Here is a 24,326-nt window from a genome sequence, read left to right as displayed (position 1 = left end):
CAAAAAAACATCTTGTATTCGATTGATTATTACATGAGCTAGCAAAGCTAGGTTATTAAACAACTAATGTTTTGAGTGGTAAAATCACATCATTTTGATAATCAGTAGAATACGATTTTTAAACGGAGTAATGAGATTCTGACTTTATGCTTGTTATTGAAGTTATAGGCAGAATACTTGATGGATAAAGATGATAATAAATTAAGATGAATTTAGAAAAAATATACCAGGAACGTTTGGATAATTTTGTTGTTCAACAAAAAGAGAAGGCTCAAAGAATGTGGCAGATTGGCAATGTTCGGGTAGGTTTATTTGTGCTAATGGTTTATCTATTGGTGAAGTTTTTTGGATCAGAGTTTCAGGATATGTATTGGTGGTGGGGCTTTTTAGCAACCTTACCAATTTTTATCTTTTTTGTGCGTTTGCACCAGCGTCATTTTGATGAGAAGCGGAGAATTGATGAATTGGTTATTATCAACCAAAAAGAATTAGACATCGTACAGAATAACCGACCACAATTTGACGGTGGCAAAGAATACGATGACCCAATGCATGACTATTGTTCGGATTTGGATCTATTTGGACCTTCGGGAATTTTTGCTTTTCTAAATAGAACCTCAACATCTAAAGGGAAACAGCGTTTGGCAAATTTATTAAAAGCTCCTTTGGAAGAGCCAACACAAATTTATCAACAACAAAAAGCCGTTCAGGTTCTAGCGCCCAAAATTGATTTTCGCCAAGAATTTATGGCAAATGGGAGGATTACAGAAGATACCTTAGAAGATATTAGTTATTTGAAAGAATGGGCAGAAGCACCTATGGCTTTTTTGAATGCTCCTTTTTGGAGAATCATTCGAGTATTGATGCCACTAATTGCGCTCAGTGCATTGGGCTACTTTATCGTAAGCCTAAACCACGTACCCTTACTGATTGTTGGGCTTTTTAATTTTGGTTTGCTGGGAATCAAAAGCAAATATGTAGGGAAGGAACATACGGCAATAGGACAACGGCAGGAAATCCTGAAAATGTATGTGTCTTTATTAAATCTAGCTAATCAGCAAGAATTTGAAGATTCAGCGGTGCTAAATGAAATAAAAGAAGTTGCCGAAGCTGCCCAATCAGGATTTGGGCGCTTGTCTACCATTGTCAATTATTTTGATCAACGTTTGAACATCTTTGTGGGCTTGGGGCTCAACTTGCTCATTTTATATGATGTACATTGTTTGTTTGCATTAGAAGGCTGGAAACAAAAACACAAAGCTTTTTTGACCAATTGGCTAGAAAGTGTTGCTGCATTAGATACCTTGGTTAGTTTGGCTACTTTTAACTATAATAATCCAGAACTTAATTTTCCTCAGTTAGAAAAAACTGACGAGCTTTTTATTGAAGCTTCTGCCTTGGGGCATCCTTTAATCCCTAGAGCTGAAAGAGTTTGTAACGATACAAAACTAGGAGCTCAACATCGGGTTTTTGTGGTTACAGGTTCTAATATGGCAGGAAAGAGTACCTTTTTGCGTTGTGTGGCTATTAATTTGCTGTTGGCAAAGTGTGGCGCTCCTGTTTGTGCCACTAAATTTAGGTGTTCAATAATGGATATTATGACCTCCATGCGAGTGCAAGACTCTATAAGCCAACAAACTTCTTATTTTCAAGCAGAATTATTGCGCTTGCAGTATATCATTAATACGCTAAAAAAAGGAAAACCTTCTTTTATTATTTTAGATGAAATATTAAAGGGAACCAACTCAGAAGATAAGCTTTTGGGCTCACAGCTTTTGGTGCGTCACTTTATCGAATTTAATTGTTTGGCAATGGTGGCTACACACGATTTGGAACTAGGGAATATGCAGGATGAGTTGCCCACTAAAGTTGAAAATCTTTGTTTTGAGAGCATCATTGAGAACGAAGAGTTGAGTTTTGATTATCAACTAAACCGAGGAATTGCTAAAAACAAAAATGCGACCTTTTTAATGCGTAAAATGGAAATTATTCCTCGATCTTTTTTTAAGCCAGAATAAATGAACGACTAGATCACAATACGATTTAATAAACTTTTGATTTTCTTAGCCTAAACAACTTTTAGAAGCTATTTTATTTTGTTATATTCGGGCTTAATCCGATCATAGAAACGCTTTCAACACATTAGAAGATAAAAATATGCCAATACAAATTCTTGAACCCCAACAAAAAGCACTTGAAATTAATTTAGATAGCAATATTTATGGCTCTTTTGCCGAGATTGGTGCGGGGCAGGAAGTTGCTCAATATTTCTTTAAAGCTGGCGCTTCTTCAGGAACAATTGCCAAAACTATTTCTGCTTACGACAAAGTGGTAAGTGACGATATTTATGGTGTTGAAAAATTGGGTCGTTATGTCTGTGAATCTAGATTGTATAAAATGTTGGATCACGAGTATGATTTGATGTTGGATCGCTTGAGTGCCGAACGGCCAGAATGCCGCCTATTTGCTTTTGCAGATACAGTAGAAACCATCAATTATCACAAAACAAATAAAGGACAAGGGTGGGTAGGCATTCGTTTTCAACTCCATCCTCAAGGTGAGCCCAATGATATTGTTTTGCATATTGAGTTATTGGATAATGATATTGCCTTACAACAGCAAGCCATAGGTATGTTGGGGGTCAATTTAATTTATGCCTGCTATTATTACTATGGCGATTATACCAAACTCTTAGCTTCTTTATTAGAGGGGATTCAAAACCGAATAAAGATCGATATGATGAGGATTAATGGCCCTCAATTTTTGAACGTTGATAATCGATTGGTCACCTTGGAACTCGTCAAGCGAAATATGACGGACGTTGCCATGTTTGATGCCAAGGGAATTCCTATGCATCCTTCGGAGTTTATGTACAAACATAATGCACTAGTGGTAAGAGGAAGCTTTAGACCTGCAAGTCTTAGAACACTAGATCGTTTACGATCGGCAGAAAAACAGTTTAGTTTAGAAGAGGATTTATCCCCAAGAGGTACGCATACCTTAGCCGAAATTACCTTAAAAGATTTGCGTAGAGATACAGGAAAAGTAGATGAACAGGATTATCTAGATCGGGTTACTTTGTTGAACCATTTGGGGCAGAATGTAATGATTACCAATTGTGACCAGTACAAACGCTTGATTAATTACTTGGCAGATTATCGGGTCGCAAAATTGGGTATCGTCATTAGTGCAAGGGGCTTACTTGATATTGTCAATAGCAAATATTATAGAAATAGGGACGGGCGCTTAATTGCATCTTATGGCGAGATTTTTACTAGAAATGTTCGAGCTTATGTTTATCCTGCACCAAGCGAAGGAGGAGGTGAGTTGATGACTTGCCGAAATTTGCCAATTCCAAGTGGCATTCGTTATTTGTACAAGCATATTGTAGAAAATAGACATGTAGTGGATATTGAAGGGTTTGATGAAAGTTTGTTGCACATTTATTCTATGAAAGTCTTGCAAATGTTGAGAAAAGACGAAAATGGTTGGGACAAATTGGTTTCACCTAAAGTTGCCAAGTACATTCGAGAAAAACACCTCTTTGGTTTTCCTGGCCCCAATATGGATTTTGAATATTAAACGTTACGGAACCAATTCCTTATTGATTAAGGAGCTTACTTTTTCGGCTTGGTTAAAAACCATTAGATGGCTGCCACCTTCAATTAACAATACGGGTTCTTCTAATCTTTTGTAGGAGAAAGTTTTGTCTTTTGTGCCATGCAAGTGGACAATAGGAACGCTAATCTGTTGAGGAGCCCAAGCGCAAATTTTAGAAGTTGCCCATCTGAAATAATAACTACTGTGTTGAGCAGCCGCATTCAGAAACAATTCTTGTGCTTCTGGACTAGTATAACCGTGTTTTTTACCCCAAGATTTGAAAGAACCAATGACCATTTTTTGCGTAACCAGTCGATGAAAAGGAAAGGCTCGCATCCAAAAATTCATACCTGCTCCTTTTTCTTTTTTTGTTTTGATGCTAGAAATTAAAATGACTTTTTTGGTAGGGACTAACGTTGAAATTTCTTGCATTAGCACTCCGCCAAAGGAATGACCAATTAGAATTAATGAATCGTTGGTAGACGGAATACCTGAGGCCATTCGTTGTGCGTAAGCGGCTAGGGTTTCTTTTTTCTGGGGCTCTAACCAATGCAAATGATGAATCTCATCTGCTTTGAGTTCTAGTCGTTTGAATACGGCAGGATCTAAGCCCAAGCCTGAGAGCAAATAAACAATTACTTTATTGGAATCTTGCGACATAGTTATCTTATGATTTATAAAAGTTAACTTACTATTATTGTGTGTTGTTCCGTATAAAGTAAGACTACTTATAATGGTAATAAAAAATAAGACGAATTTAGACATAAAATTATAGAATCAAACCAATGAAGATAGAAATCGTTGAATATAGCCCTTATTGGAAGCTAACTTACCAAAAGGAAGAACAGCGCATTTTAGCGGCATTAAAGATAGCAAATATCGCTACAAAAATAGCGCATATAGGGAGTACTTCGATTCCTCAATTAGCCGCTAAGCCTATTGTGGATATTATGTTGGGACTAAGGACAGAGGAAGCATTAGAAGACTGTATTGCTGTGTTTCAACAACTCGGTTATATTTATGTTTCTAAATATAATGATATAATGCCTTTTCGGCGTTTTTTTATTCGAGTAAAATCTAAAAATCCTCTAGTAAAGTGGACCAATAAAGAAATAGCTTCTGATGATCTTATGCCTTCAGATAGAACTTTTAAGCGGCTGTTTAATGTACATGTTGTGCAAGAAAATACGTTGTTTTATAGGCGTCATCTGGCTTTTAGAAATCATCTGAGAAAAAATGCAACGGACAGAAAAGCCTACGAAGCGTTAAAACTGCATTTGGCTGGTTTGGATTGGGAATCCGTCAACGATTATGCCCAAGCAAAATCAACGTTTATCAATGGAATAATGGAGGATTTAGGGTTCGAAAACGATGATTTAAGAACTCTCTAAAAAGAGTTGAGGAAGTTGAATTTATTTGCTAGTTTTGTATTTTTTGAGAATATATGAGTTAAATGCCTGAATTGTTTTTAAATAAAACACAAATCAACGAATAACATTACTCTATGAAAAAATCAATAGGGTATTACTAATAAAGAAATTATGAACGAAATTGTGGCGAAATCTGAATATGATGTAGTGATTATTGGGGCAGGAGTTTCAGGAATGACAGCAGCGGCTTTATTGAGTCGTACTGGTTTGTCTGTCTGTGTTGTAGAAAAGGAGCCACATGCAGGAGGCTACTTAGCGGGGTTTAGACGCAAGGAATTTCGATTCGATTCTGCAATTCATTGGTTGAATCAGTGTGGCAAAAAAGGAATTGTAACAAGGGTGTTTCAGTTTATAGGAGAGGATAGACCTCAAGCACAGCCTATGAAGCGAATCTATCGAAATAAAACGGAAAAATTCGATTATGTATTAACTGATAATCCTGATGAATTAAAAGAACAGCTTATTGCTGATTTTCCACATGAAAAGGCTGGAATAGAGCAATTTTTTGATGCTGCTAAAAAAATAGCCCGTACATGGGATTTGCACGCTGAAAATTTTCGAGCAACAGATACCATGTCATGGATGGATAAAATATCAAATGGTCTAAAAAAGCTTTCTTTTATTCGACCTTTGTTTCGTTATATTTGGTATCATGGAGAAGAAGGGGTGCCCAAAGGACTAAACCTCTTTTTTAAAGACCCTGAATTACACCGTTATTGGGCTTCTGAGCATGATCTATTGTCCTGCTTATTGCCAATTGCGTGGGCTTATTTGGGCGATTATCAGTTGCCGCCAGCAGGGGGGAGCCAAGTATTTATCGAATGGTTGGTGCACGTTACAGAGTATTATCGAAATGATATTGTTTATGGGGCAACTGTCCAAGAAATTTTATTAGAAAATGGAATCTGCAAAGGGCTTGTTTTTGAACGAAAGGGAAGCTTGCATAAGGTAAAAAGCAAACAGGTGATTGCTGCTTGTGATGTAGAAATGTTGTATGAAAAATTACTCCCCAAAGAGAGCATTCCTCAAAAGTTAAAAGATAATCTCAAATCAGCAGAATTATACAGTTCTGCGGTTGCCATTTCTATGGCATTGGATTGTCCCACTGAGGATTTAGGATTTGGAGAAGAATTAATTATGATTCAAAAAGAGGGAATTAGTAGAACCGCTCATGACTCTGGTGATCCTCATACTACGGCAATTTCGATTATTCCTCCTAGTTTGAGAGACAAAAGTTTGGCTCCTGATGGCAAAGGGACATTGACCGTCTATTCTGCGGCTCACATCGACTATAAAAACTATTGGGGCTGCACCCTAGATGAAAAGGGCAACTATGTTAGAACCGATGAATATTACCAACTTAAAGAGGAGTTCGCAGCTATTATCATTGATAGAATAGAGGAACGTTTAGGGGTAGACCTAAAAAGCCATATTTTATTTTTGGATGTTGCTTCTCCCATCACTCATTGGAGGTATAGCTACAATCGTGGAGGCTCTATCATGGGAGCTCGTCCTGGTCGTGCCAATATGGAGGCAAAAATTGCCCATTATAAAACCCCCGTTAAGAATTTGCTTTTGGGAGGGCATTGGGCTGATTTGGGAGGAGGCGTACCAATTGCTGTAAAATCTGCGGCTAATGCTGCGCTAATTGTTATGAAGGAGCAAAAGCCAAAGGCTTTTGAAGCCTTTGCTAAATATGCAGATGGCAAGATTAACCAAAAGGAAGCACATAAAACAGGTTTTTTTGAAGCTTACGATAATTCTTGGGTGCAAAAACGTACCCCAGCAGAAACAGAACGTACAAAAAGAAAATGATTAGACTTAGAACGTTAACCTTAAAGGATTTAGAAGCCTATCAATACTGGCAATTACCACATCATAAATACCATACACTAAATGGCCCTTATTTTGTGAAAGAATCTGCTGTGGAGGTGGAGGTTCGAATGACTCAATTAAGAGAAGCTTTGTTAAATGGAACGAATATAGCCCATAAAAAAATTATATCAAATGAATTTGATGCAGTGATTGGCGAAGTAAGTTGGTATTGGAAATCCCAAGAAACGTTTTGGTTAGAAATAGGAATCATAATTTTTGATGAGCAATATTGGGGACAGGGGATTGGCTTTAGCGCACTTCGATTGTGGATAGCAGAAATTTTTGCTGAAAAAGAAAATATCGTCCGATTGGGGTTAACAACTTGGTCTGGAAATATTGGGATGATGAAGCTTGCCGAAAAATTAGGCATGAAAAAAGAAGCTGAATATAGAAAAGCTAGAATTGTTGCTGGAAAATACTATGACTCGGTTAGTTATGGCATTTTAAAAAGCGAGTGGTTAGAACAAGAGAAGCATTTATAAATACGGTGGCTTTACCTATTGATAATTTGGAGATAATCCATGTCGTTTTACCTCCAAATTATCAAAGTTAAATGCTTCACAAAATCCGTGAATGCAGCCCCAAAGGCTTAATATTGCACAATAATCCCAAGCGTAGGCACTACAGTACCTCTACTGGCTTCAATGGTTTTAAGTTGGTAGGATTGATTAGGCATTCCAGGATTTTGAATTTGTGGATTTCCATCTGCATCCTCCTCCAGAATTAAAGAAGAAGTACCCGTGACTACCCCAGGAATATTTTGAAGGTCTAAGTATAGATTAAGACTCCATTTGGGGAAAAACCACTTGTAATCAATCCTAAGGTCAATGCTGTAATTGAGCCCTAATCGTTGGCTGTTGAGTTGGTCATAATCTAAAATTCCTTGTCTAAAACGATTCCAATTGCTTACTAAGGCAGATTGCTCTTCGTCATAGGGAGTGTAAGGCAAACCCGTTTGGAAGCGGACATTGGTGCCAACATCTAGTGTTTGTGTTGTTATCGTTCGAGTATTGATTGCTTTTCCTTTGGCCGATCGTTTGGCATTTATTTTTGCTCGAATGTCTTTATTCATAATTTTGAATGTTTTGCCAACAGCCAAGTTGACAATATGGCGACTGTCCCAAGCCGAAGGAATAAATTGCCCCTCTCCATCGGTATATTCTGACCAGCCCAAGGTATAGGCTAATATTCCGTAAAATCCTTTATAGAGTCGTTGTTGTACCAGTAATTCTAATCCATAAGTTCGTCCTTTTCCAGTAGAGGAAATGGGAGCATCGCCAATCACTCCAAAATCTGCCCCGAAATTGGCTAATGAAACCTGCTCATTTAATAAAAATGGATAATTATCGTACAATTTATAATAGGCTTCTAAACTAAATTTGGTACTACTTTTAGTGACATAAGCCAAGCCTCCAACGACATGAAAAGAGCGAGTGTATTGGAGTCGATCTCTATTGACAAACTCACCATCTTCTTGATAGCCTAAGGTGGTATAAGAAGGCAATTGATAATAAAGTCCTGTATTGGCGTTTAAGGTTAGACCTGGTAAAATAGCAAAAGAAGCCGAGAATCTTGGTGAAACTTGATTGAGAGGATTGAGCATATTTTGGTTGTAATCATTGCCGTCCATGCGAACTCCTGTTGACAAGACCAGCCGATCAGAGATTAGCTTTTTGCTAAGTTGAGCGAACAAACCATATTTATTAAGGCTTAGTTTGGTTCTAATCTCTTGATAGTTGGTGGCATTAATTTTAGTTAGATTGGTGTAACGAGCATATTCATAACCAAAACCATAATTAAGGATAAAGCCTTTGGGAAGGTTTACCTTATGTTCTAAACGCAATTTGTTTTCTGCTTCTTGAGAAGTATAATCAATGATTCTTTTTTGGCTTTCGTCATTATCAAGGTGTTTGTAAATGTCGTTATTTAGCATACTTCTACTCAAAACAGCCGTAAAGACTCCTTTATCCATATAGTGTTTGTATACGGCTCCAAGCGTATAATTCCATTGAAAATAAACAGGAAGACGTGCCAATTGGTAGCGTTGTTCTTCGGTTTTATTGGCATTTAGGTTTAATTTAAAACGATCGCAAGCCCCCAAACCCACAACATAAAATTCATTTTTGTTGTCGAATCTTGTTCTAAACTTAAATTGAAAGTCATTATAAATCGGCAAAAATGGCAAATCTAATGCTTGAAATAAAAATTGAAGATAAGATTGACGAATGGAAAATAGGAAAGTGGTCTTTTTGCCAATGGGACCTTCGAGTGTAGCCGCCAAATCGCTAGAACCTACTGTAGCGGTGAAACCTAGACGATCGTCACGACCATTTTTTTGTTTAAAATTAAAAACAGAACTCATTGAGTTGCCTCGATTGGCAGGAAATGCACTGCTATAAAAATCTACTTCTCGAATAAAATCAACATTAATTAGACCATTAGGGCCACCAGAAGATCCTTGAGTTGCAAAATGATTAATATTGGGGATTTCAATATCATCTAAATAAAATCTATTTTCACTAGGGCCTCCTCCTCTAATTAATAAATCATTTCTAAAACTAGAAGCACTGGTAACACCTGGTAAAGAACGGACAACTTTTGAAATATCACGATTGCCTCCAGGGTTGCGTTGAATTTCTGCGGTTCCAATTGTTTGTAAAGATAGTGGTGCATCTGCTGGCTGCTTAAATGGAGAAGCTTTTACAACTACTTCTTTTATGTTTTCTTTATCTTCCTCTAACAAAAAATCAATGTTGGCAGGTTTAGAGTTGGTTACTTGAATTTCCCTTTTTGCAGCTGTTTTAAACCCTAGAAAGCTTGCAGAGAGATTGTATAAACCTGGCTCTAGACTCGTTAATTTATAGTTGCCATCAATATCCGTAACAACACCTATACTTGTACCGTCTATGATTACATTGGCGAATGGAACAGGTTGGTTGTTGCTTGCTTCAACTACTTTTCCTTTTATAATCCCTGTTTGCGCTTTGATAAAGTACGGAATTATAACAAAAGTGATTAAAATAATATATTTTTGTACAAAGTTGGAATTCATTTTTCTATTTTATTGTTGTAATTAATAGATATTTTGTTGTTATAACATAGTATTTTGAAATAAGTTTAAATAGTTAGCTATTTTTGACGAATTCTTACTCGATAAAGTTCTATTTAAGTAGATAACTTCTTATAAATAAAAGGTTTGCCAAATATGAAATATAAATTGCTTACAGAATTATTGCCTTATTTAGATCAGTTTGAAAAAAAAAATAAGCAAAAAGAAACAAATATTAATGATTTTTTGATATGGATGAATGGAGCGCCTAAGCTAGAGCAGCAAGCTCCCCAAAAGTCCTTAAAATCTATTCCATTGCAGGGAGGAATTAATGCTCAAATTTGCCAATTAATATCCTTGTTGCACAAGTATGTTCGTTTTTATTACAGAAAAGGCTTTAAGGAGTCTTATATACAGACGACAGAAGATTTTGGGTTTTTAGCAACCCTAGCGACGGTGGGAGACTTAAGAAAGAATGAGTTGATCCAAAAAAATACAAGTGAGTTTACATCGGGGATGGAAGTCATTCGGCGTTTGGAACGCAACGAATTAATTGAGACATTTTTGGACGAGAATGATAAGCGTGCTAGACGAGTTCGGATCACAGACAAAGGACGAGGAGCTTTTTTACAAGCTTTGCCAATTTTGCAAAAAATAGGAACAATTGCGACGGGGCAATTAACAGATTTAGAAAAGCAGCAATTGGTAGATTTATTGAATAAGTTGAATTATTTTCATAATCCCATCTTTCATGAAGAGAAGGAAGCTAACTTAGTAAATATTATAGAAGATTATGTTCAATAGGAATATTTATTTGTTGGGATTTATGGGCTCTGGAAAATCTTACTGGGGGCAAAAATTGGCAAATGATTTAGGGTGGCAATTTTTAGATTTAGATGCCAAAATAGAGGCACAAGAAGGTTGTTCCATTCGGCAAATATTTGAAGCTAGAGGGGAGGAATACTTTAGAAGCTTGGAATCAGCAAGCTTAAGAGAGACCGCAAGCATCAAAGAACCAACCATTATTGCATTGGGAGGTGGAACCCCTTGTTTTGGAGACAATATGTCTTGGATTTTGAATAATGGAATAAGTATTTTCTTAAATCCATCTCAATCGACCTTATTACAACGACTTCAGAAGGAAACCGATCAACGTCCTTTACTGATGGGAATGTCAAAAGAACGTTTGGCGCAATTTATTGCAAAAAAACTAGAAGAGCGCACTTTTTTTTATAAGCAAGCTAATTATATTATTGAAGAAAATGATCCTATCATTTCTAAAATCAAAGTTATGATTCAACAAAAGCCACTTTTATTATTGCATGGTGCTTTAGGTAGCAAAGATCAGTTGAAACCTATGGAAGAAGAATTAAAGAGCAAGGGGGCTGATGTTAGGGTACTCAATTTTACAGGACACGGTGGGCGTGCATCGAATGGGCATCCTTTTTCAATTGACTTATTTACCCAAGATGTAGTGAATTATATGGCTGAACAAGAGCTAGAACAGGTCGATATTTTTGGCTATTCTATGGGAGGCTATGTTGCTTTGAATTTAGCCAAATTGTACCCTGATAAGGTCGGTAAAATTATAACTTTAGCTACTAAATTTGATTGGTCGCCAGCAACAGCAGCAAAAGAAATTAAAATGCTTGATCCTTCTATTATTGAAGCCAAAGTGCCTGCTTTTGCCCAATTATTAGCCAAGCGACATGCTCCTCAAGATTGGAAAGAACACCTAAAATTAACCGCAGATTTAATGATAAACTTAGGTGCAGGAGCTGGGCTTTCTACAGACGATTTTTTATCTATTAATCAAGAAGCAATTATTAGTGTAGGGAGAAAGGACAAGATGGTTAGTGAAGAAGAAACAACAAGGATTGCGGATGCTTTACCCAATGGGCGGTTGAAAGTTTTTGATGATTTTCCTCATCCAATTGAAAAAATAGACCTTGACTTAATGGTGAAAACAATAGCTGCATTGGTAGAAGAAAAGGAAAAATAAAAGAATAGATATTACTCTACAACCCAAGCTTTTTTGTTATAGTTTTCTTGTAGGAATTTGAGGTGCTGCTTTAATTCTTCTGGCGAACAAGTGATTTGAACCCCAACTCGATTTAACCCATTTTTGTAAGTAACATCAGGAAGGTAATTGTCTTTTTCTAATTTTTTAGCTAAACGGCGAGCATTTCTTTTTTTGCCAAAAGCACCTAACACAATAACATAATCTTGACTAGGATCTACCTGAGGTATCTCTGGCACTTCTTGTTCTTGAATAGGAGTACTGTCTTGCTCTGTTGCAACCGTATCACTGCTGTTGGTCGCACTAATAGATGGAATCAGAGAAGCTTGTGATTTTTTATTGGGAGCAGTAGTTGTTGTATCCTTATCTTGCGCTATGCTTGTTTCTGTTGGAGCAGAATGAAATAGGGCATTATAGATGTATGGACTAGCCAAAGCAAAAAGAAAAATTGCAGCAACAGCAGCAATCACCCTAGGTTTAGCAACTAAAGCTGTTATAAGAGCAGCAGGTTTACCTTTGGATTGAATGGCAACAGCTTTTTCTTCACTCTTATTTTTGATTAAATAATCTTTACTTCGCAAGATAGGAACACAGGGTATATCTGGCAAACCATAAGCGTCTTTTAAGAAATTGGTATTAAATGGAACAAATTCTAATTTAGAATCTGAGTTGAAATACAATTTACCAATTTTGTTAAAATGAACAATCTTATTATTAAATAAATCAATTTCAATTTGGCGGCTAAATTCTTCTACTTTTGAAGTCGCTTGTTTGTACGTTAAATGTTCTTTTTGAGCAATATGGTTGGCTAATAACCCATCATTATTCACTAATTTGGCATTAAACGACACCGATTTCTGAGGAGGCAACAAACGTTGTTCTACAAAATCGATAGAGGAAGCAGTATAGTTTACTATAAAACCACCAATGGTTGGAATAATAACACAGTCGTTGGAGTAAAGTAACTCTTCTATATGATGGGATAGATCCAAATTAAAAGAAACATTTATCGGTTTAAAATCTATTGAATGGTTATTTCTTCACGAATTATTTTATTGTCGTAAGTATATAACTCTACAAAATAACTACCTCTTTTTAATTTTTCCAAATTTACTTCATAAATAGTATTGATTGGCAGGTCAAAAAGATGATTATCTTCTATAATAATTGTTTTTTCAACTGATTTTAGAACTAGGCGATTCATTTTTCCTCCTAGAGACTCAAAGTCAATGTACAACAATTTTCCTTCTTGGTTGGTGTGAAAAGACCAATTTTCATCCGTCAATTCATTTTCAAAATTAGCCCAATCAATTTCTGATGGAGTAGAATTAGTTGAAGCAGTTGTTGTATGATTATTAGAAATAGAAGCAGTTTGGTTTTGTCCTATAGCAAATTGAAATAAGAAAAGAACAAGTGTAATACAAGTTAAGGCCTTCATTTTTTTTTTTTTAGAAACGTAGCGAGATTTTCTTTTGAGGCAAGTAATCTAAAACACTGGTTTTAAGTTTTTTTTTGTTTAAAACGATTTTGTCAAGATTTACTTTTTATTACTTTTTTGTTTGTTACAGCTATCAATAGTAAGGATTTTTGTAGAAAATACCAAATAAAAAATATGAAATTTCTTTTTTTTAAGACTATGTTATAATTTTAATAACTGTACAGTTAATTATAGAAAATTTAAATACTAGATAAGGTATTAGGTTCGTTAACTATTGGACTATATCTACGTATAATACTTTATAAAGGTTACAAAAAGAAGGAGTTAGTTAAAAAAAACAACTAAAATATTTTCTTGTAATTATTGGATAGTTAAAGTATTACATATTTTTATTATTTATCTTTTTTGTTCGGGCTGTCAATTGCCAATTATTGAATTTTTGCGCTGATTAATGACAACACACTATGTTGTAAAGTACGCCATTCTATGCGCCTAAATATTATTTTTTTGAGCTAACAGTACCTTCAATAACCTTAAGTCTATGCCCATTTACAAACAGTGTTATTTTTATCTTATTTTATGGTTAATAGTTAGTATAACTGGTCCATTAACCGCCCAAATAAAACCTACCCAAAAGCAGGCTGTTGTAACGTTTATTTTTGCCAATCCAATCAATCAAAATCCAGTTGTTGGTAAAAAATTTAGAATAGAAGGGCAAGAAAATAAAAAGCAATTTGACCTAATTACAGATAAAGAAGGCAAGGCCTTTGTCTTGGTGCCTACCAATGATGTTTATGCCATTCATTTAGCAACTTGGCAAAATTTTGCTTCGGTTACGATTCCTAAAGGAGCTTATCAAAGGCATGAAATTCCTGTCCCTTTTTATGAAGCCCCAAAAGACGGAAGCCCTTTATTCGTAGAAATTCCTGTGCATATTCGATTGGTTGACGATAAGGGAAAGGCATCCCACTTAGTAGAAGAGTTGACAATTAGGAGTGGAGCCAATGGGAAAGTATACCAAACAATGACGAATAAAGACGGGATGGCTAATATAAAACTGCCAATTGGCTGTGAGTATATGTTGAACCTTAAGGGGGCACCCAATTATTATAAGTTTGAAATTCCCAATAAACCTTATGCTGCTTGGACAGAGGATGTTTTGTTTGAACGAGTGGAGGGAATGGATAAATATCCTTCTATCAATAAAGCGTTGTTTAATTTTATTTTTTATGACCTAAATGGAAAACTAATAGAGAACGAACGTTTTTGGGTGGTTGCTCAAAAAGATGGAAAAAAATATGAAGGAATAACCAATAAACAAGGAATTGCTCAAATTTTGGTGCCGCTCAATGATGTTTATTCCTTGAATGCAGCCTATAATCTTAATTTTGGGCAACAAAAAATTTTTTTAACCGCAGGAAGTGACATTGTAGTTGAAACCATTATCTATGAATCGGTTACTTCTGAAGAGTGGGGGCATCGACAAAAAAAACAGGCTAGAATTGCTGCTAAGCGAGACTCATTAGCCAAGGTTGAAGAAATCAAACAAATTGCTATGGTAGATTCTCTCAAAGCCCTAAATCTAGAGGACGAATTGATCGAAGAGCTGGTTAGAAGAAATCAACCGATTCCAATCAAGCGAACGTTTAAAATTAGAAAGGCCGTAAAGGCAAAAGCCAAAATAATAGAACAGCAATTAAAGCTAAATCCCAATTATTTTGAAGATAAAAAACAACCTATTTTAGCAACCTTACAGCGGTTTAAGGAGTCATGGAAAGGAAAGGTAGTTGTAACGGATATTACACAAAGTATGAATCCTTATTTAGAGGAGGTTTTAATTTGGCATTTGCTAAATCTAAAGCAAGGAGAACATACCAAATACCTATTTTTTAATGATGGAAATAAAAAAATGGCCAGTGCCAAAAAAATAGGAACTACAGGAGGAATTTATAATTGTGAAGGTGCTTGGGATGAACTGGGCTTGGTCATTAATACAATGCATCTTGCGATCGAAAGTGGTTTGGGAGGAGGAGAACCGCCAGAAAATGATTTGGAGGCTGTCTTGGCTGGAATGGATAAAAAAGAAGACGTAGAAGAACTGGTTTTGATTGCTGATAGCTATAGTCGAGTGCGAGATATGGCCTTGCTTTCGGAAATTAATATTCCTATTCGAATTATCCTTTGTGGTGCCGACGAAACCAATGGTTTTTATCAAGGTCTCAAATCAGATATTAATGAAGAGTACCTTACCATTGCTCATAGAACGAAGGGCTCTATCCATACTTTAAGGCAAGACATATTAAACCTAAGTGAAAAAAAAGAAGGGGAAATTGTTGAAATCGGGGAACATCGTTATATTTTGAGAAATCGGCAATTTATCAAATTATCAAACTAAATTACTACAGTCACCTAGCTTTTTAACGCTCCAATAGTGGTATTTTCTAAATTTTGTTTTGACTTCGTTTTTTTATCCTTAAATTGCAAACTTGTTATAACTCAAATTTATATTCTATTAAATGCAAAAAAAGATTGTTATAGATCCCCTTCTTAAAGAAAAATGCCCCCAATTGACGTTGGGTTGTCTTTCTTGTACAGTGGTTTGGGAAGAAAAATCAACAGCACTTGCTGCTGCTATTCAACAAACCTGTACTGATTTCTCAAAAAAGCTTGAAACTCCTGCTATCAGCAAGATCGCTACCATAGCATCTTCTAGAACAGCTTACAAAGCACTGGGCAAAGACCCCAGTCGTTATCGCTTATCAGCAGAGGCCTTGTTAAGGAGAGTTGTAAAGGGCAAAGGGCTGTATGAAATTAATACCATTGTCGATACGCTCAACCTTATTTCGATTCAAACGGGATACTCTATAGGCGGATATGATTTAGATAAAATTGATGGAGATATTGTATTGGGAATAGGAGAGGAAGGAGAACCCTATCAGGCAATTGGGAGAGGAGATTTAAATATAAGCAATCTTCCTATTTTTAGAGATGCTCAGGGCGCATTTGGTTCCCCCACTAGTGATTCTACTCGAACGATGGTAACTGCTGAAACAACACATTTTTTGATGATCTTTCTTAATTTTGGCAAGCACGATAATTTGCAAGAAGTGTTAGAACGTACAGTTGATTACTACCAGCAATTTACAACCGCTACGAACTTTCAAACGACTATTATCGATTAATGCCCCATGAAACAGTTTTTTTTATTGCTTACAATTTGCTTTACGAGTACTATAACAACCGCTCAATTAAATTTTGCGGAGGGCTTTGGGGGGCAGATTGGTTTATCGTTTAACTTAGGGAGTCATTTTAATCGAATTGGGCTTATTGCCAAGTTGTTTTATCATTATGAACATATTCAAACGAATGTTCAGTTTAGTGCCTATTACAATGCTCGCACCTTTCCTATGGGAATCCCTTCTTGGGAGGGACAACTACGTTTGGGGCTTGTTGCTACTTTTGGCATAAAGGATTCCAGCTATTATAGTCCATTTATCAATGAAGTGAGTAACCAAACTAGTCGCCCTTATTCAATAGGATATAGTTACAATTTTTATTTGGATAACGTCAAAACTTCTCAATTGACAGGAACCTTTGGGTTTGGAATTTATGGATTTAGCTTATTGATGGAAAATGACTTTCTGGCATTTTTGCAAGAGGACAAACACCGAACAGGTGCAATGGGGCTTTATTATAGAATAAAAAATACACAGATAGGACTAGTTAATATTGCTTGGACAGCAGATCCCTATGGACCAAAAAGTAAAACCATGAAGTCAAAGCAATTTCCCGCAAAATATGGCTATCGTTTGATGGATGGAGTATTATATCAAGCCAATAGTGCAGGCGTTTTAGCCGTTCAAGTAGAACAATCATTAGGATACGGGCAATACTTAGGAGCTTCTATAGGTATTGATGCCGATCAAATTAGAAACACATTTCAAAACAAACTGATTCACGATTCGTTTTTATTGACAGATCCTCATATTCCTATGATTGATTTAAATGGTGAACAATACTTATATCAAGAAGGGCAAGAAATACGTCCTGCTCGGTTCTTTTTTCAAATTATAGGAAATAATACAGCATTATATTAGCTTTTTTTTGATAAAAAGATTATATTATTTGGAAAACGTATGTACTGAACCTGATGAAATTCTTGAAAAACTACAATAATCTTTTCTTAAGGAATGTCCTTATTGTATTGGGGACCTTTTATGTCATTGGGGCAATAAATGTACTTTTTTTTATCAAGCAAAGTATCAGTTTTAGCTTTTTTATCTTACCAACTTTTTTAGGTATTTTAATTGCCTTTTTAATCACCAAAAATACCATTCTAAATCAAGAATATTTAAAAGAAAAGGAACGAGTTAGTCTTTCACTAAGAGAAAAAGAAATCTTGCTGAAAGAAGTCCATCATAGAGTTAAAAATAACCTTCAAATTATAACAAGTTTATTGGGGTTGCAGTCTAGTTTTATTCCTGATGAGCATATCAAAGAGTTATTTCAGCATTGCCAATATAGGATTAATTCAATGGCCATTGTTCATGAAATTTTATATCAGGATGATAATTTGGCAACGATTAATCTACAAAATTACCTCGAAAAGCTTTTAGGGTTATTGCTGGATTCTATGAAAGGAAAAGATTGTGATTTTGAATTGAGAATAGAGACCCAAAATATCGAGCTAAATATTGATACTATTATCCCTTTGGGCTTACTGATTAATGAATGTTTTACCAATTCATTAAAATATGGCTACAAAGATAAAAACAAAGGGATCTTATATGTAAAAATCAAGAAGTTGACGCCCCCTAACTTAAGCTTAGAAATTGGCGACTATGGTACTGGTTATTCTCCAACTATAAATTTTAGAACTAGCAATTCCCTTGGGTTAAAAATTATTAAAAATTTATCGATCCAGTTATTGGGAGAAATTAAACGAGACAACTCTAAAAAAGGAACGCACTATAGCATGGATTTTCAACAAATTTGATTGATGCATTATTGAGGGCTTTTGCCTAGTGAGCGATAGGCCCGTCGAAGAAATACAAAGGTCACAATTGTAGACAATATATCAGCAATCGGAAACGCATACCAAATGCCATAGATGCCCCAAAATTTGGGCAGAATATACACCAATGGAATCAAGAAAAAACCTTGTTTGGTTAGCGTTAATAGCAAAGCTGGCATGGCTTTGCCAATGGCTTGATAATAAGAGGAACCAATCAATTGAATTAAGATGAAGGGAGTTGCCATAAAAACAATTGTCATGGCTTCTGGTGTAACGGCTAAAATTTGTTCTTCTGAAGAAAAAATTTGAACAATTGGTGTTCGGAAAAATAGAATTATGGCATAAATAGAAATGGCAATTACACTTCCATAACCAATGGATTTTCGGATGGTTTCTTTGACTCGATCGTATTGGTTGGCTCCAAAATTATAACTAGTGATTGGCAAAAAACCTTGTGTAATGCCTGTAATTGGAAACATACTAAACATCATTACTCGATTGATGATTCCATAAACAGAAATATAAACCTCACTGCCGTAGGTATAAAGCGAATGATTTAGAATAATTGATAGAAGGCTAATAACTCCTTGGCGTGCCAAGGAAACAAAACCTAATGCTGCAATTTCTTTGACGGTAGAAAACTCTAAATGCAGGATTTGGCGTCTGATTTTTAAATCACTTTCGCCTTTGATAAAGAACCACAAGGTATAAAGGGCACTAGCAAAATAGGAAATAATTGTTGCTAAGGCTGCCCCCTCCAAACCCCAGTCTAGTATATAAATAAAAATAGGGTCCAAGATTAGATTTAGAATAGCAGGAAGTAACATTACATTCATTGCTATTTTGGGAAAACCTTGTGCTCGGATTACATGGTTGCTCATCATTGCCCAAGACAAAAAGGGAACTCCTAGTAAAATGATCTTAAAATAGGCTTTGGCGTGGGGCATAATTGCTCCTTGGGCACCAAATAGGAGCAATAATTCTTCCTCAAAAAACAGCCCTACCAAAACAAAAAACAAGGCAATCGCCATCGTTAGCGTAATCTGATTGCCAAAAACTTTTTGAGCATGCGGCTCGTCATTTGCACCCAATGCTCTTGAAATCACAGATGCTCCCCCAATTCCAATTGACATTCCAAAAGAGGCAATTAAAAATGTAATTGGTAGAACAACAGTGATGGCTGCAATGCCCAAAGAGCCTACCCAATGTCCTATAAATATAGTATCTACAATCATATAAATAGACATAACTAAAAAGCCAATTGCAGCAGGAATGCCTTGTTGAGCAATAAGTTTGTCGATTTTTTCGGTACCTAACTCATTGGAATGCATAAATATATAGTGATGTTGGTTATTGTGGATGGTAAAACTATAAAATTATTTCACTTCTTCAACAGAGACTCGCTTTAAATGTTCATTCTAAATGGCTTAGTAAGTTTCTAATTAACAGAAAGAGACAAGCGGAATAATCCGATGCCTCTCTTTGATTGTTTAAACGATGCTATTTTTATGCTTAGTTTAGCTAATTTTATGCTTTTTTAAAAACGTCAAAATGTAGTTTGCTATTTCATGGCCTTTTTCTTCTAGAGCGAAATGCCCTGTGTCTAATAGGTGAATTTCAGCCTTTTCTAAGTCTCTTTTATAGGGATGTGCTCCTTCAGGCGGAAATATATAATCATTTTTTCCCCAGACAATCAAGGTTGGGGGTTGATGCTCTCTAAAATATTGCTGCCATTTGGGGTATAATGGAACATTGGTTCTATAATCATAAAACATGGCGAGCTGAATTTCATTATTCTCTGGTCTGCTCAAGTGTTGTAAATCTAGGTGCCAGTTGTCTGGGCTAATTTTAGAAACATCTTGTACGCCATGTGTGTATTGCCATATTAAGCCGTCTAGAGCATGGAAGGCTTCTAAGGGTTTTCCATTGGCTAAGGTATAATCAGCCCAATATTTTTTGATGGGAACCCAAAAGTCAGCTAAACCTTCTTCATAGGCATTTCCATTTTGAATAATCAAAGACTCAATTCGATCTGGATATTTTGAGGCAATTCTAAACCCGATTGGAGCACCATAATCCATTAGGTATAAACTGTATTGGTTTATCGCTTTTTTTGCTAAAAAATCTTCAATTATAATTGCCATATGCTCAAAGCTATAGTCAAAATCTTTGATTGGAGGTTGTTCACTTCTCCCAAAACCAGGATAATCGGGAGCGAGGATATGATATTGGTTGGCCAACCGATCAATTAAATTGCGAAACATATGGGAGGAGGTAGGATAACCGTGTAACAATACAAGAGTTGGCTTATCGGGATTTCCTGCTTCTCTATAAAATAAATTGATGCCACTTACCTCAATTGTTTGGTGGAGTGTGGCTTGAGTTTGGATAGATGTTGTCATTTTGTTTTATTAAAAAGATGATGATTTAAATTTTCTGTCAGATTCCTTTATTCTAATGTCATTGGCACTCATGTCTCTGACCTGCATTTTCCCTGCCTTATCAAATTCCCAGTGTTCATTTCCATGGGTACGCATCCATTGTCCTGTTTCTGGGTTTTGCCATTCATATTCAAAGCGAACCGAAATTCTATTGTCGGTATAGGACCATAGGTGCTTTTTTAATTTGTAATGTTGTTCTTTTTTCCATTTGTCTGTTAGAAATTCTACAATGGCCGTTCTACCTGTAAAAAACTGCCCTCTATTTCTCCATTGAGAGTCAACGGTGTAAGCCAAAGAAACCTTATGAGGGTCTTTACTGTTCCAAGCATCTTCTGCTGCTTGAACTTTTGCTGTTGCTGTTTCTTTGGTAAAAGGTGGTATTAGATTTTTCATAATTAAATATTGTACAGAGAAGTCTGTTTGTTTTGAGTGAAAAATATATTGTGACATTAAAAAAAAATAGTACAGACAAGTCTGTTCTTTTTTTGACGAAAAAAAATTACACAATTAGAGTAGTAATTTTTTACACGTATTTTTGGCTGTAATAATGGGCCAATTATTATGTTGTATTTGAGAAAGGATGATGGCGCCCTCTATTAATACTAAGATTTCATCACCCAATTTAATAGCTTCCTCTGTGGTATACAGTGCTTCTGTATTTAATAAACCATGGAGCCAAGCACGCAATTCGTTTTTGTGTAATAAAACTTGATCTTTGATTTTTTGTTGGTCTTTGGGCAAATCAATAAAAATATTTTGAAAGCCACAGCCTCTAAAACTAACCTGACTGAGCCAGCTATCTAAATAGTCAAAAGCGGCTAGGATTTTGGCTTTTATGGATTTTTGGTCAGCAATAAAATCAAACAAGTCGCCAAACCACAGGCTATGTCTTCGAATCAAATAGGCAACCGCAATATCTTCTTTTGATCGGAAGTGTTGGTACATACCAGACTTGGAAACGCCAGCTTCTGCAATGATTTGGTTGATTCCTGTTTGATTGTATCCATTGTGATAGAACAGTGTGGAGGCTGTTTCTATAATTCTATTTTTTACACTTGTTTTTTTCATATTGTAAATGTATATAATTTGATTGCAATTAGAACAGACTTGTCTGTTTTTAACTTTTTGTTAACGTTTTAAAGTGAAAGAAAATATAGTATAGTTATATGAGAGGGCTTTTAAGAAAGCTATTAGTTTGTCAAGTATGTGAAATGATGATTGATGGAGGAATGACGGATAGGTATAGTTTTAAACAATTTTAGGATATAAATTGTAGTTTTAGATATCATCAGGTGCATTTCTTGCCACTGGGTTGTAGTCATTACTAGAATCAAAACAATCTAATGCTGTATTAGGGAAAGCTTCAATTAAAGATTTTTTAATACTAGGTTCTGCTTCAAAAATATAAAACCAAATAGAAAAGAAGCCTTTTCCTAAAGCAGCATCACATAATAGATTTATAAAATCTTGACTATGACTGTGAGATCCCCAGTCATCCCATTTTTGTTTCCATAATAGGGCAGAAGTAATCGCTTCAAGGCGATATTTCCACCTAAAGTCACATGCTGTTCTCACATCTGAACTAGTATCTTTGTTAAGACCACATAAATTAATAGTATTAATAGCCTTATCGATTTGCATTAGGGAATGGGATGATGATTTTGTAGTTATATAAGCAGCAGGCTCACCAGTTTTTGTATTGTTGCCTAGATAATGCCCAAAAGCTAGATATGTATTGTGAATATCAGGTAAATAATGCGTTTCAGGAGGACAAGGAGTATTACTTTTTGTTCTGTTACAAGGACCACAAGCTAGAACCAAATTGTCCCAATCAAGATTGCGAGAGGAATCTATGTTTTGTGCTATAACATGCTCTACTTGGGGGCTGTCATAGAGAGCCATTTCGCAGTAAGAACAATACTTTCCAATTCTATCAATAAGATGTTTTCTCCATTGACGATGGTTGCTAACAGTAATAATTTGATCATTATCATCTCTGGGGATGTTTCCTCTTTCTATAGGTCGCATAAAATAATATTTATGAGTTTTATAGGGTTATTTATTGCTTCTTTTTTCTAATCGCTGCATTTTTAAGAATGCCCTCACAGAAGGATCTATAATCTTAAACTCAATCTGATTTAAATGTTCAGAAATAGCATCTAGAGAATGATGTTTTAAGAGGGTTAGATATTCTTTGCTTAATTGTTCTTGTTGATTACTAGATTCACTATGTTCACTGTCTTTTCCCATGATGTGAGTAACAACTTCCCCTAAAGTTAAGTCGCTGGGATTGACATCTGCTATCGAATCCAAATTAATTAATTCATTAGCTTTCAAGCTTTGTACAATTATGGGAGAATGAGTTGTAACAATAAATTGAATATTAGGAAAAGCCTTTTTTAGATCTTTTACAACATGTTCTTGCCATTTGGGATGCAAATGCAAATCAATTTCATCAATTAAGACAATCCCTTTAGATTGTAGAATGGCTTTTTCTTTTAGGTAACCATTTAAAATAATACAGCGGTAGGCTAGTTCTGCAATCATTTGAACAAAAGTAATAATCCCATCACTTTTTAATTCCAAGGGGAGTAAATCAGAGATTTGACTCTTCATTTGAGTACGCAACCACAAACGATCACTAATAAAATCAACGTCTGTAACATAGGGGCAAGCTGTTTTAATCGTTTGAAAGAATGTTTCCTTTGATTCAGAATACTCTTTCCCATTTTTTACTAAGGCATCATAGCTTGTCAACCACTGGGCATATTGATAGGTAGATGAACGCATATCTAGCCAATCGTAGTACCCTTCTTTAAATATTTGACGACCAGTTCTCGCTTTTTGCCGTTTTCTTGCTGATCCAAATACCCTATTCGTTCCAAAATATGCGATTACAGGTAAATCAAGTTCATCTGTTCCCTCTCGTTTCATTTTATTATATTTCACACTCCCTAGATTTCTAATCGCACCAACATCTTCTACAGAAGATGTATTACTACCTCCTTCTTTTAGTATTCTTCTACGCCAAGTAATAGGAGCGTTATTCTCAGGAAATTGTCCTTCTGCTTCAACAATAACAGGGTGATGAAATAATTCGATTTTATTATTAGTCATTCTAACCTCATCCTTAGAAATGTGCCTGTTTTTTGCTAGGGAGTTAGGTATACCCATAAAATAAGCCCCAGCAGCTACTCTAAGTGCATGTAAAATAGTAGATTTCCCAGAACCATTCATTCCAATAATACCTGTAAAATTAGTTGGAAATTCATAATGAGTTTCTTCAATATTTCTAAAATTTTTGAGGTATAACTTGTCTATTTTCATTCGTAGTTTTATATTATATTGAAATAGTAATTTTAGTAATTGAGATTACAGAATTACTAGTACTGCCATTCTAATTTTAAAATTATTCAAATAATTTTTCAATTCATACTTTTTACCTATTAAATGTGTGGA

21 protein-coding genes are annotated in these 24,326 nt (G+C 35.5%); 11 read left to right on the top strand and 10 right to left on the bottom strand.

Annotation, left to right across the window (positions count from 1 at the left end; translation table 11 throughout):
• The first annotated feature begins 206 nt into the window (after positions 1-206).
• Both AsAng_RS10800 and AsAng_RS10795 read left to right on the top strand, forming a co-directional pair.
• Positions 207-2,018 carry a MutS-related protein gene (locus AsAng_RS10800; protein WP_264792791.1) on the top strand — a complete coding sequence of 604 codons (1,812 nt, stop codon included), beginning with the start codon at positions 207-209 and terminating at the stop codon, positions 2,016-2,018.
• 139 nt (positions 2,019-2,157) lie between these two features.
• A complete protein-coding gene (locus AsAng_RS10795) occupies positions 2,158-3,582 on the top strand; it encodes a TonB-dependent receptor (protein WP_264792790.1) in 1,425 nt (474 codons plus the stop codon).
• A 3-nt stretch (positions 3,583-3,585) separates the two neighbouring features.
• On the opposite strand, the gene AsAng_RS10790 is transcribed toward AsAng_RS10795, so the two are convergent.
• The gene (locus AsAng_RS10790; RefSeq protein ID WP_264792789.1) at positions 3,586-4,260 is read right to left on the bottom strand and encodes an alpha/beta hydrolase; all 675 of its coding nucleotides are present in this window, start codon (positions 4,258-4,260) and stop codon (positions 3,586-3,588) included.
• 125 nt (positions 4,261-4,385) lie between these two features.
• Between AsAng_RS10790 and AsAng_RS10785 the strand changes: the two genes are divergently transcribed.
• The 3 genes from AsAng_RS10785 (at position 4,386) to AsAng_RS10775 (ending at position 7,387) form a co-directional block, all read left to right on the top strand.
• Positions 4,386-4,991 (top strand): GrpB family protein, encoded by a 606-nt coding sequence (locus AsAng_RS10785; RefSeq protein WP_264792788.1) that lies wholly within the window; start codon positions 4,386-4,388, stop codon positions 4,989-4,991.
• Between the two features lie 150 nt (positions 4,992-5,141).
• Positions 5,142-6,845 (top strand): phytoene desaturase family protein, encoded by a 1,704-nt coding sequence (locus AsAng_RS10780; protein WP_264792787.1) that lies wholly within the window; start codon positions 5,142-5,144, stop codon positions 6,843-6,845.
• Positions 6,842-7,387, top strand: coding sequence for a GNAT family N-acetyltransferase (locus AsAng_RS10775; protein WP_264792786.1), 546 nt, complete (start codon positions 6,842-6,844; stop codon positions 7,385-7,387). The genes AsAng_RS10780 and AsAng_RS10775 overlap by 4 nt, the downstream gene beginning before the upstream one ends.
• Positions 7,388-7,494: 107 nt before the next feature.
• Here AsAng_RS10775 and AsAng_RS10770 read toward each other — a convergent pair whose 3' ends face one another.
• Positions 7,495-9,957, bottom strand: a complete 2,463-nt coding sequence (locus AsAng_RS10770; RefSeq protein WP_264792785.1) for a TonB-dependent receptor — start codon at positions 9,955-9,957, stop codon at positions 7,495-7,497.
• 153 nt (positions 9,958-10,110) lie between these two features.
• Between AsAng_RS10770 and AsAng_RS10765 the strand changes: the two genes are divergently transcribed.
• Positions 10,111-10,758 carry a MarR family winged helix-turn-helix transcriptional regulator gene (locus AsAng_RS10765; RefSeq protein ID WP_264792784.1) on the top strand — a complete coding sequence of 216 codons (648 nt, stop codon included), beginning with the start codon at positions 10,111-10,113 and terminating at the stop codon, positions 10,756-10,758.
• The gene (locus AsAng_RS10760) at positions 10,748-11,956 is read left to right on the top strand and encodes an alpha/beta fold hydrolase (protein WP_264792783.1); all 1,209 of its coding nucleotides are present in this window, start codon (positions 10,748-10,750) and stop codon (positions 11,954-11,956) included. Before AsAng_RS10765 ends, AsAng_RS10760 begins: the two co-directional genes overlap by 11 nt.
• An 11-nt stretch (positions 11,957-11,967) precedes the next feature.
• Here AsAng_RS10760 and AsAng_RS10755 read toward each other — a convergent pair whose 3' ends face one another.
• Both AsAng_RS10755 and AsAng_RS10750 read right to left on the bottom strand, forming a co-directional pair.
• Positions 11,968-12,966, bottom strand: a complete 999-nt coding sequence (locus AsAng_RS10755; protein ID WP_264792782.1) for an HU domain-containing protein — start codon at positions 12,964-12,966, stop codon at positions 11,968-11,970.
• Between the two features lie 29 nt (positions 12,967-12,995).
• Positions 12,996-13,412: a hypothetical protein gene (locus AsAng_RS10750; protein WP_264792781.1), complete on the bottom strand. Its 417-nt coding sequence runs from the start codon at positions 13,410-13,412 to the stop codon at positions 12,996-12,998.
• Positions 13,413-13,953: 541 nt separating this feature from the next.
• Here AsAng_RS10750 and AsAng_RS10745 point away from each other — a divergent pair.
• From AsAng_RS10745 to AsAng_RS10730, 4 genes are all read left to right on the top strand, one after another.
• Positions 13,954-15,807, top strand: a complete 1,854-nt coding sequence (locus AsAng_RS10745; RefSeq protein ID WP_264792780.1) for a hypothetical protein — start codon at positions 13,954-13,956, stop codon at positions 15,805-15,807.
• 121 nt (positions 15,808-15,928) lie between these two features.
• Positions 15,929-16,594 (top strand): B3/B4 domain-containing protein, encoded by a 666-nt coding sequence (locus tag AsAng_RS10740; protein ID WP_264792779.1) that lies wholly within the window; start codon positions 15,929-15,931, stop codon positions 16,592-16,594.
• Between the two features lie 6 nt (positions 16,595-16,600).
• Positions 16,601-17,509, top strand: a complete 909-nt coding sequence (locus AsAng_RS10735) for a polymorphic toxin type 23 domain-containing protein (RefSeq protein ID WP_264792778.1) — start codon at positions 16,601-16,603, stop codon at positions 17,507-17,509.
• Positions 17,510-17,562: 53 nt separating this feature from the next.
• Positions 17,563-18,408: a sensor histidine kinase gene (locus tag AsAng_RS10730; protein ID WP_264792777.1), complete on the top strand. Its 846-nt coding sequence runs from the start codon at positions 17,563-17,565 to the stop codon at positions 18,406-18,408.
• An 8-nt stretch (positions 18,409-18,416) separates the two neighbouring features.
• Here AsAng_RS10730 and AsAng_RS10725 read toward each other — a convergent pair whose 3' ends face one another.
• From AsAng_RS10725 to AsAng_RS10700, 6 genes are all read right to left on the bottom strand, one after another.
• The gene (locus AsAng_RS10725; protein WP_264792776.1) at positions 18,417-19,757 is read right to left on the bottom strand and encodes an MATE family efflux transporter; all 1,341 of its coding nucleotides are present in this window, start codon (positions 19,755-19,757) and stop codon (positions 18,417-18,419) included.
• Between the two features lie 186 nt (positions 19,758-19,943).
• Positions 19,944-20,828: an alpha/beta fold hydrolase gene (locus tag AsAng_RS10720; RefSeq protein ID WP_264792775.1), complete on the bottom strand. Its 885-nt coding sequence runs from the start codon at positions 20,826-20,828 to the stop codon at positions 19,944-19,946.
• Between the two features lie 9 nt (positions 20,829-20,837).
• Entirely contained in the window at positions 20,838-21,260 is a 423-nt protein-coding gene (locus AsAng_RS10715) for a nuclear transport factor 2 family protein (RefSeq protein ID WP_264792774.1), read from the bottom strand.
• A 114-nt stretch (positions 21,261-21,374) separates the two neighbouring features.
• On the bottom strand, positions 21,375-21,935 hold the full coding sequence (locus AsAng_RS10710; RefSeq protein ID WP_264792773.1) for a TetR/AcrR family transcriptional regulator: 561 nt from the start codon (positions 21,933-21,935) through the stop codon (positions 21,375-21,377).
• 210 nt (positions 21,936-22,145) lie between these two features.
• Positions 22,146-22,895: an HNH endonuclease signature motif containing protein gene (locus AsAng_RS10705; RefSeq protein ID WP_264792772.1), complete on the bottom strand. Its 750-nt coding sequence runs from the start codon at positions 22,893-22,895 to the stop codon at positions 22,146-22,148.
• A 27-nt stretch (positions 22,896-22,922) separates the two neighbouring features.
• On the bottom strand, positions 22,923-24,194 hold the full coding sequence (locus tag AsAng_RS10700; RefSeq protein WP_264792771.1) for an AAA family ATPase: 1,272 nt from the start codon (positions 24,192-24,194) through the stop codon (positions 22,923-22,925).
• Between the last annotated feature and the right edge of the window lie 132 nt (positions 24,195-24,326).

It is taken from the genome of Aureispira anguillae (assembly GCF_026000115.1).
GTDB lineage: Bacteria > Bacteroidota > Bacteroidia > Chitinophagales > Saprospiraceae > Aureispira > Aureispira anguillae.
The sequence above is the reverse complement of the archived record's forward strand: the minus strand, read 5'-3'. Positions and strand labels throughout refer to the sequence as shown.

Excerpts from the sequence above, each read along its gene's own strand:
- AsAng_RS10800 (WP_264792791.1), top strand. The coding sequence starts at position 207 with ATGAATTTAGAAAAAATATACCAGGAACGTTTGGATAATTTTGTTGTT.
- AsAng_RS10795 (WP_264792790.1), top strand. The coding sequence starts at position 2,158 with ATGCCAATACAAATTCTTGAACCCCAACAAAAAGCACTTGAAATTAAT.
- AsAng_RS10790 (WP_264792789.1), bottom strand. The coding sequence starts at position 4,260 with ATGTCGCAAGATTCCAATAAAGTAATTGTTTATTTGCTCTCAGGCTTG.
- AsAng_RS10785 (WP_264792788.1), top strand. The coding sequence starts at position 4,386 with ATGAAGATAGAAATCGTTGAATATAGCCCTTATTGGAAGCTAACTTAC.
- AsAng_RS10780 (WP_264792787.1), top strand. The coding sequence starts at position 5,142 with ATGAACGAAATTGTGGCGAAATCTGAATATGATGTAGTGATTATTGGG.
- AsAng_RS10775 (WP_264792786.1), top strand. The coding sequence starts at position 6,842 with ATGATTAGACTTAGAACGTTAACCTTAAAGGATTTAGAAGCCTATCAA.
- AsAng_RS10770 (WP_264792785.1), bottom strand. The coding sequence starts at position 9,957 with ATGAATTCCAACTTTGTACAAAAATATATTATTTTAATCACTTTTGTT.
- AsAng_RS10765 (WP_264792784.1), top strand. The coding sequence starts at position 10,111 with ATGAAATATAAATTGCTTACAGAATTATTGCCTTATTTAGATCAGTTT.
- AsAng_RS10760 (WP_264792783.1), top strand. The coding sequence starts at position 10,748 with ATGTTCAATAGGAATATTTATTTGTTGGGATTTATGGGCTCTGGAAAA.
- AsAng_RS10750 (WP_264792781.1), bottom strand. The coding sequence starts at position 13,412 with ATGAAGGCCTTAACTTGTATTACACTTGTTCTTTTCTTATTTCAATTT.
- AsAng_RS10745 (WP_264792780.1), top strand. The coding sequence starts at position 13,954 with ATGCCCATTTACAAACAGTGTTATTTTTATCTTATTTTATGGTTAATA.
- AsAng_RS10740 (WP_264792779.1), top strand. The coding sequence starts at position 15,929 with ATGCAAAAAAAGATTGTTATAGATCCCCTTCTTAAAGAAAAATGCCCC.
- AsAng_RS10735 (WP_264792778.1), top strand. The coding sequence starts at position 16,601 with ATGAAACAGTTTTTTTTATTGCTTACAATTTGCTTTACGAGTACTATA.
- AsAng_RS10730 (WP_264792777.1), top strand. The coding sequence starts at position 17,563 with ATGAAATTCTTGAAAAACTACAATAATCTTTTCTTAAGGAATGTCCTT.
- AsAng_RS10725 (WP_264792776.1), bottom strand. The coding sequence starts at position 19,757 with ATGCATTCCAATGAGTTAGGTACCGAAAAAATCGACAAACTTATTGCT.
- AsAng_RS10720 (WP_264792775.1), bottom strand. The coding sequence starts at position 20,828 with ATGACAACATCTATCCAAACTCAAGCCACACTCCACCAAACAATTGAG.
- AsAng_RS10715 (WP_264792774.1), bottom strand. The coding sequence starts at position 21,260 with ATGAAAAATCTAATACCACCTTTTACCAAAGAAACAGCAACAGCAAAA.
- AsAng_RS10710 (WP_264792773.1), bottom strand. The coding sequence starts at position 21,935 with ATGAAAAAAACAAGTGTAAAAAATAGAATTATAGAAACAGCCTCCACA.
- AsAng_RS10705 (WP_264792772.1), bottom strand. The coding sequence starts at position 22,895 with ATGCGACCTATAGAAAGAGGAAACATCCCCAGAGATGATAATGATCAA.
- AsAng_RS10700 (WP_264792771.1), bottom strand. The coding sequence starts at position 24,194 with ATGAAAATAGACAAGTTATACCTCAAAAATTTTAGAAATATTGAAGAA.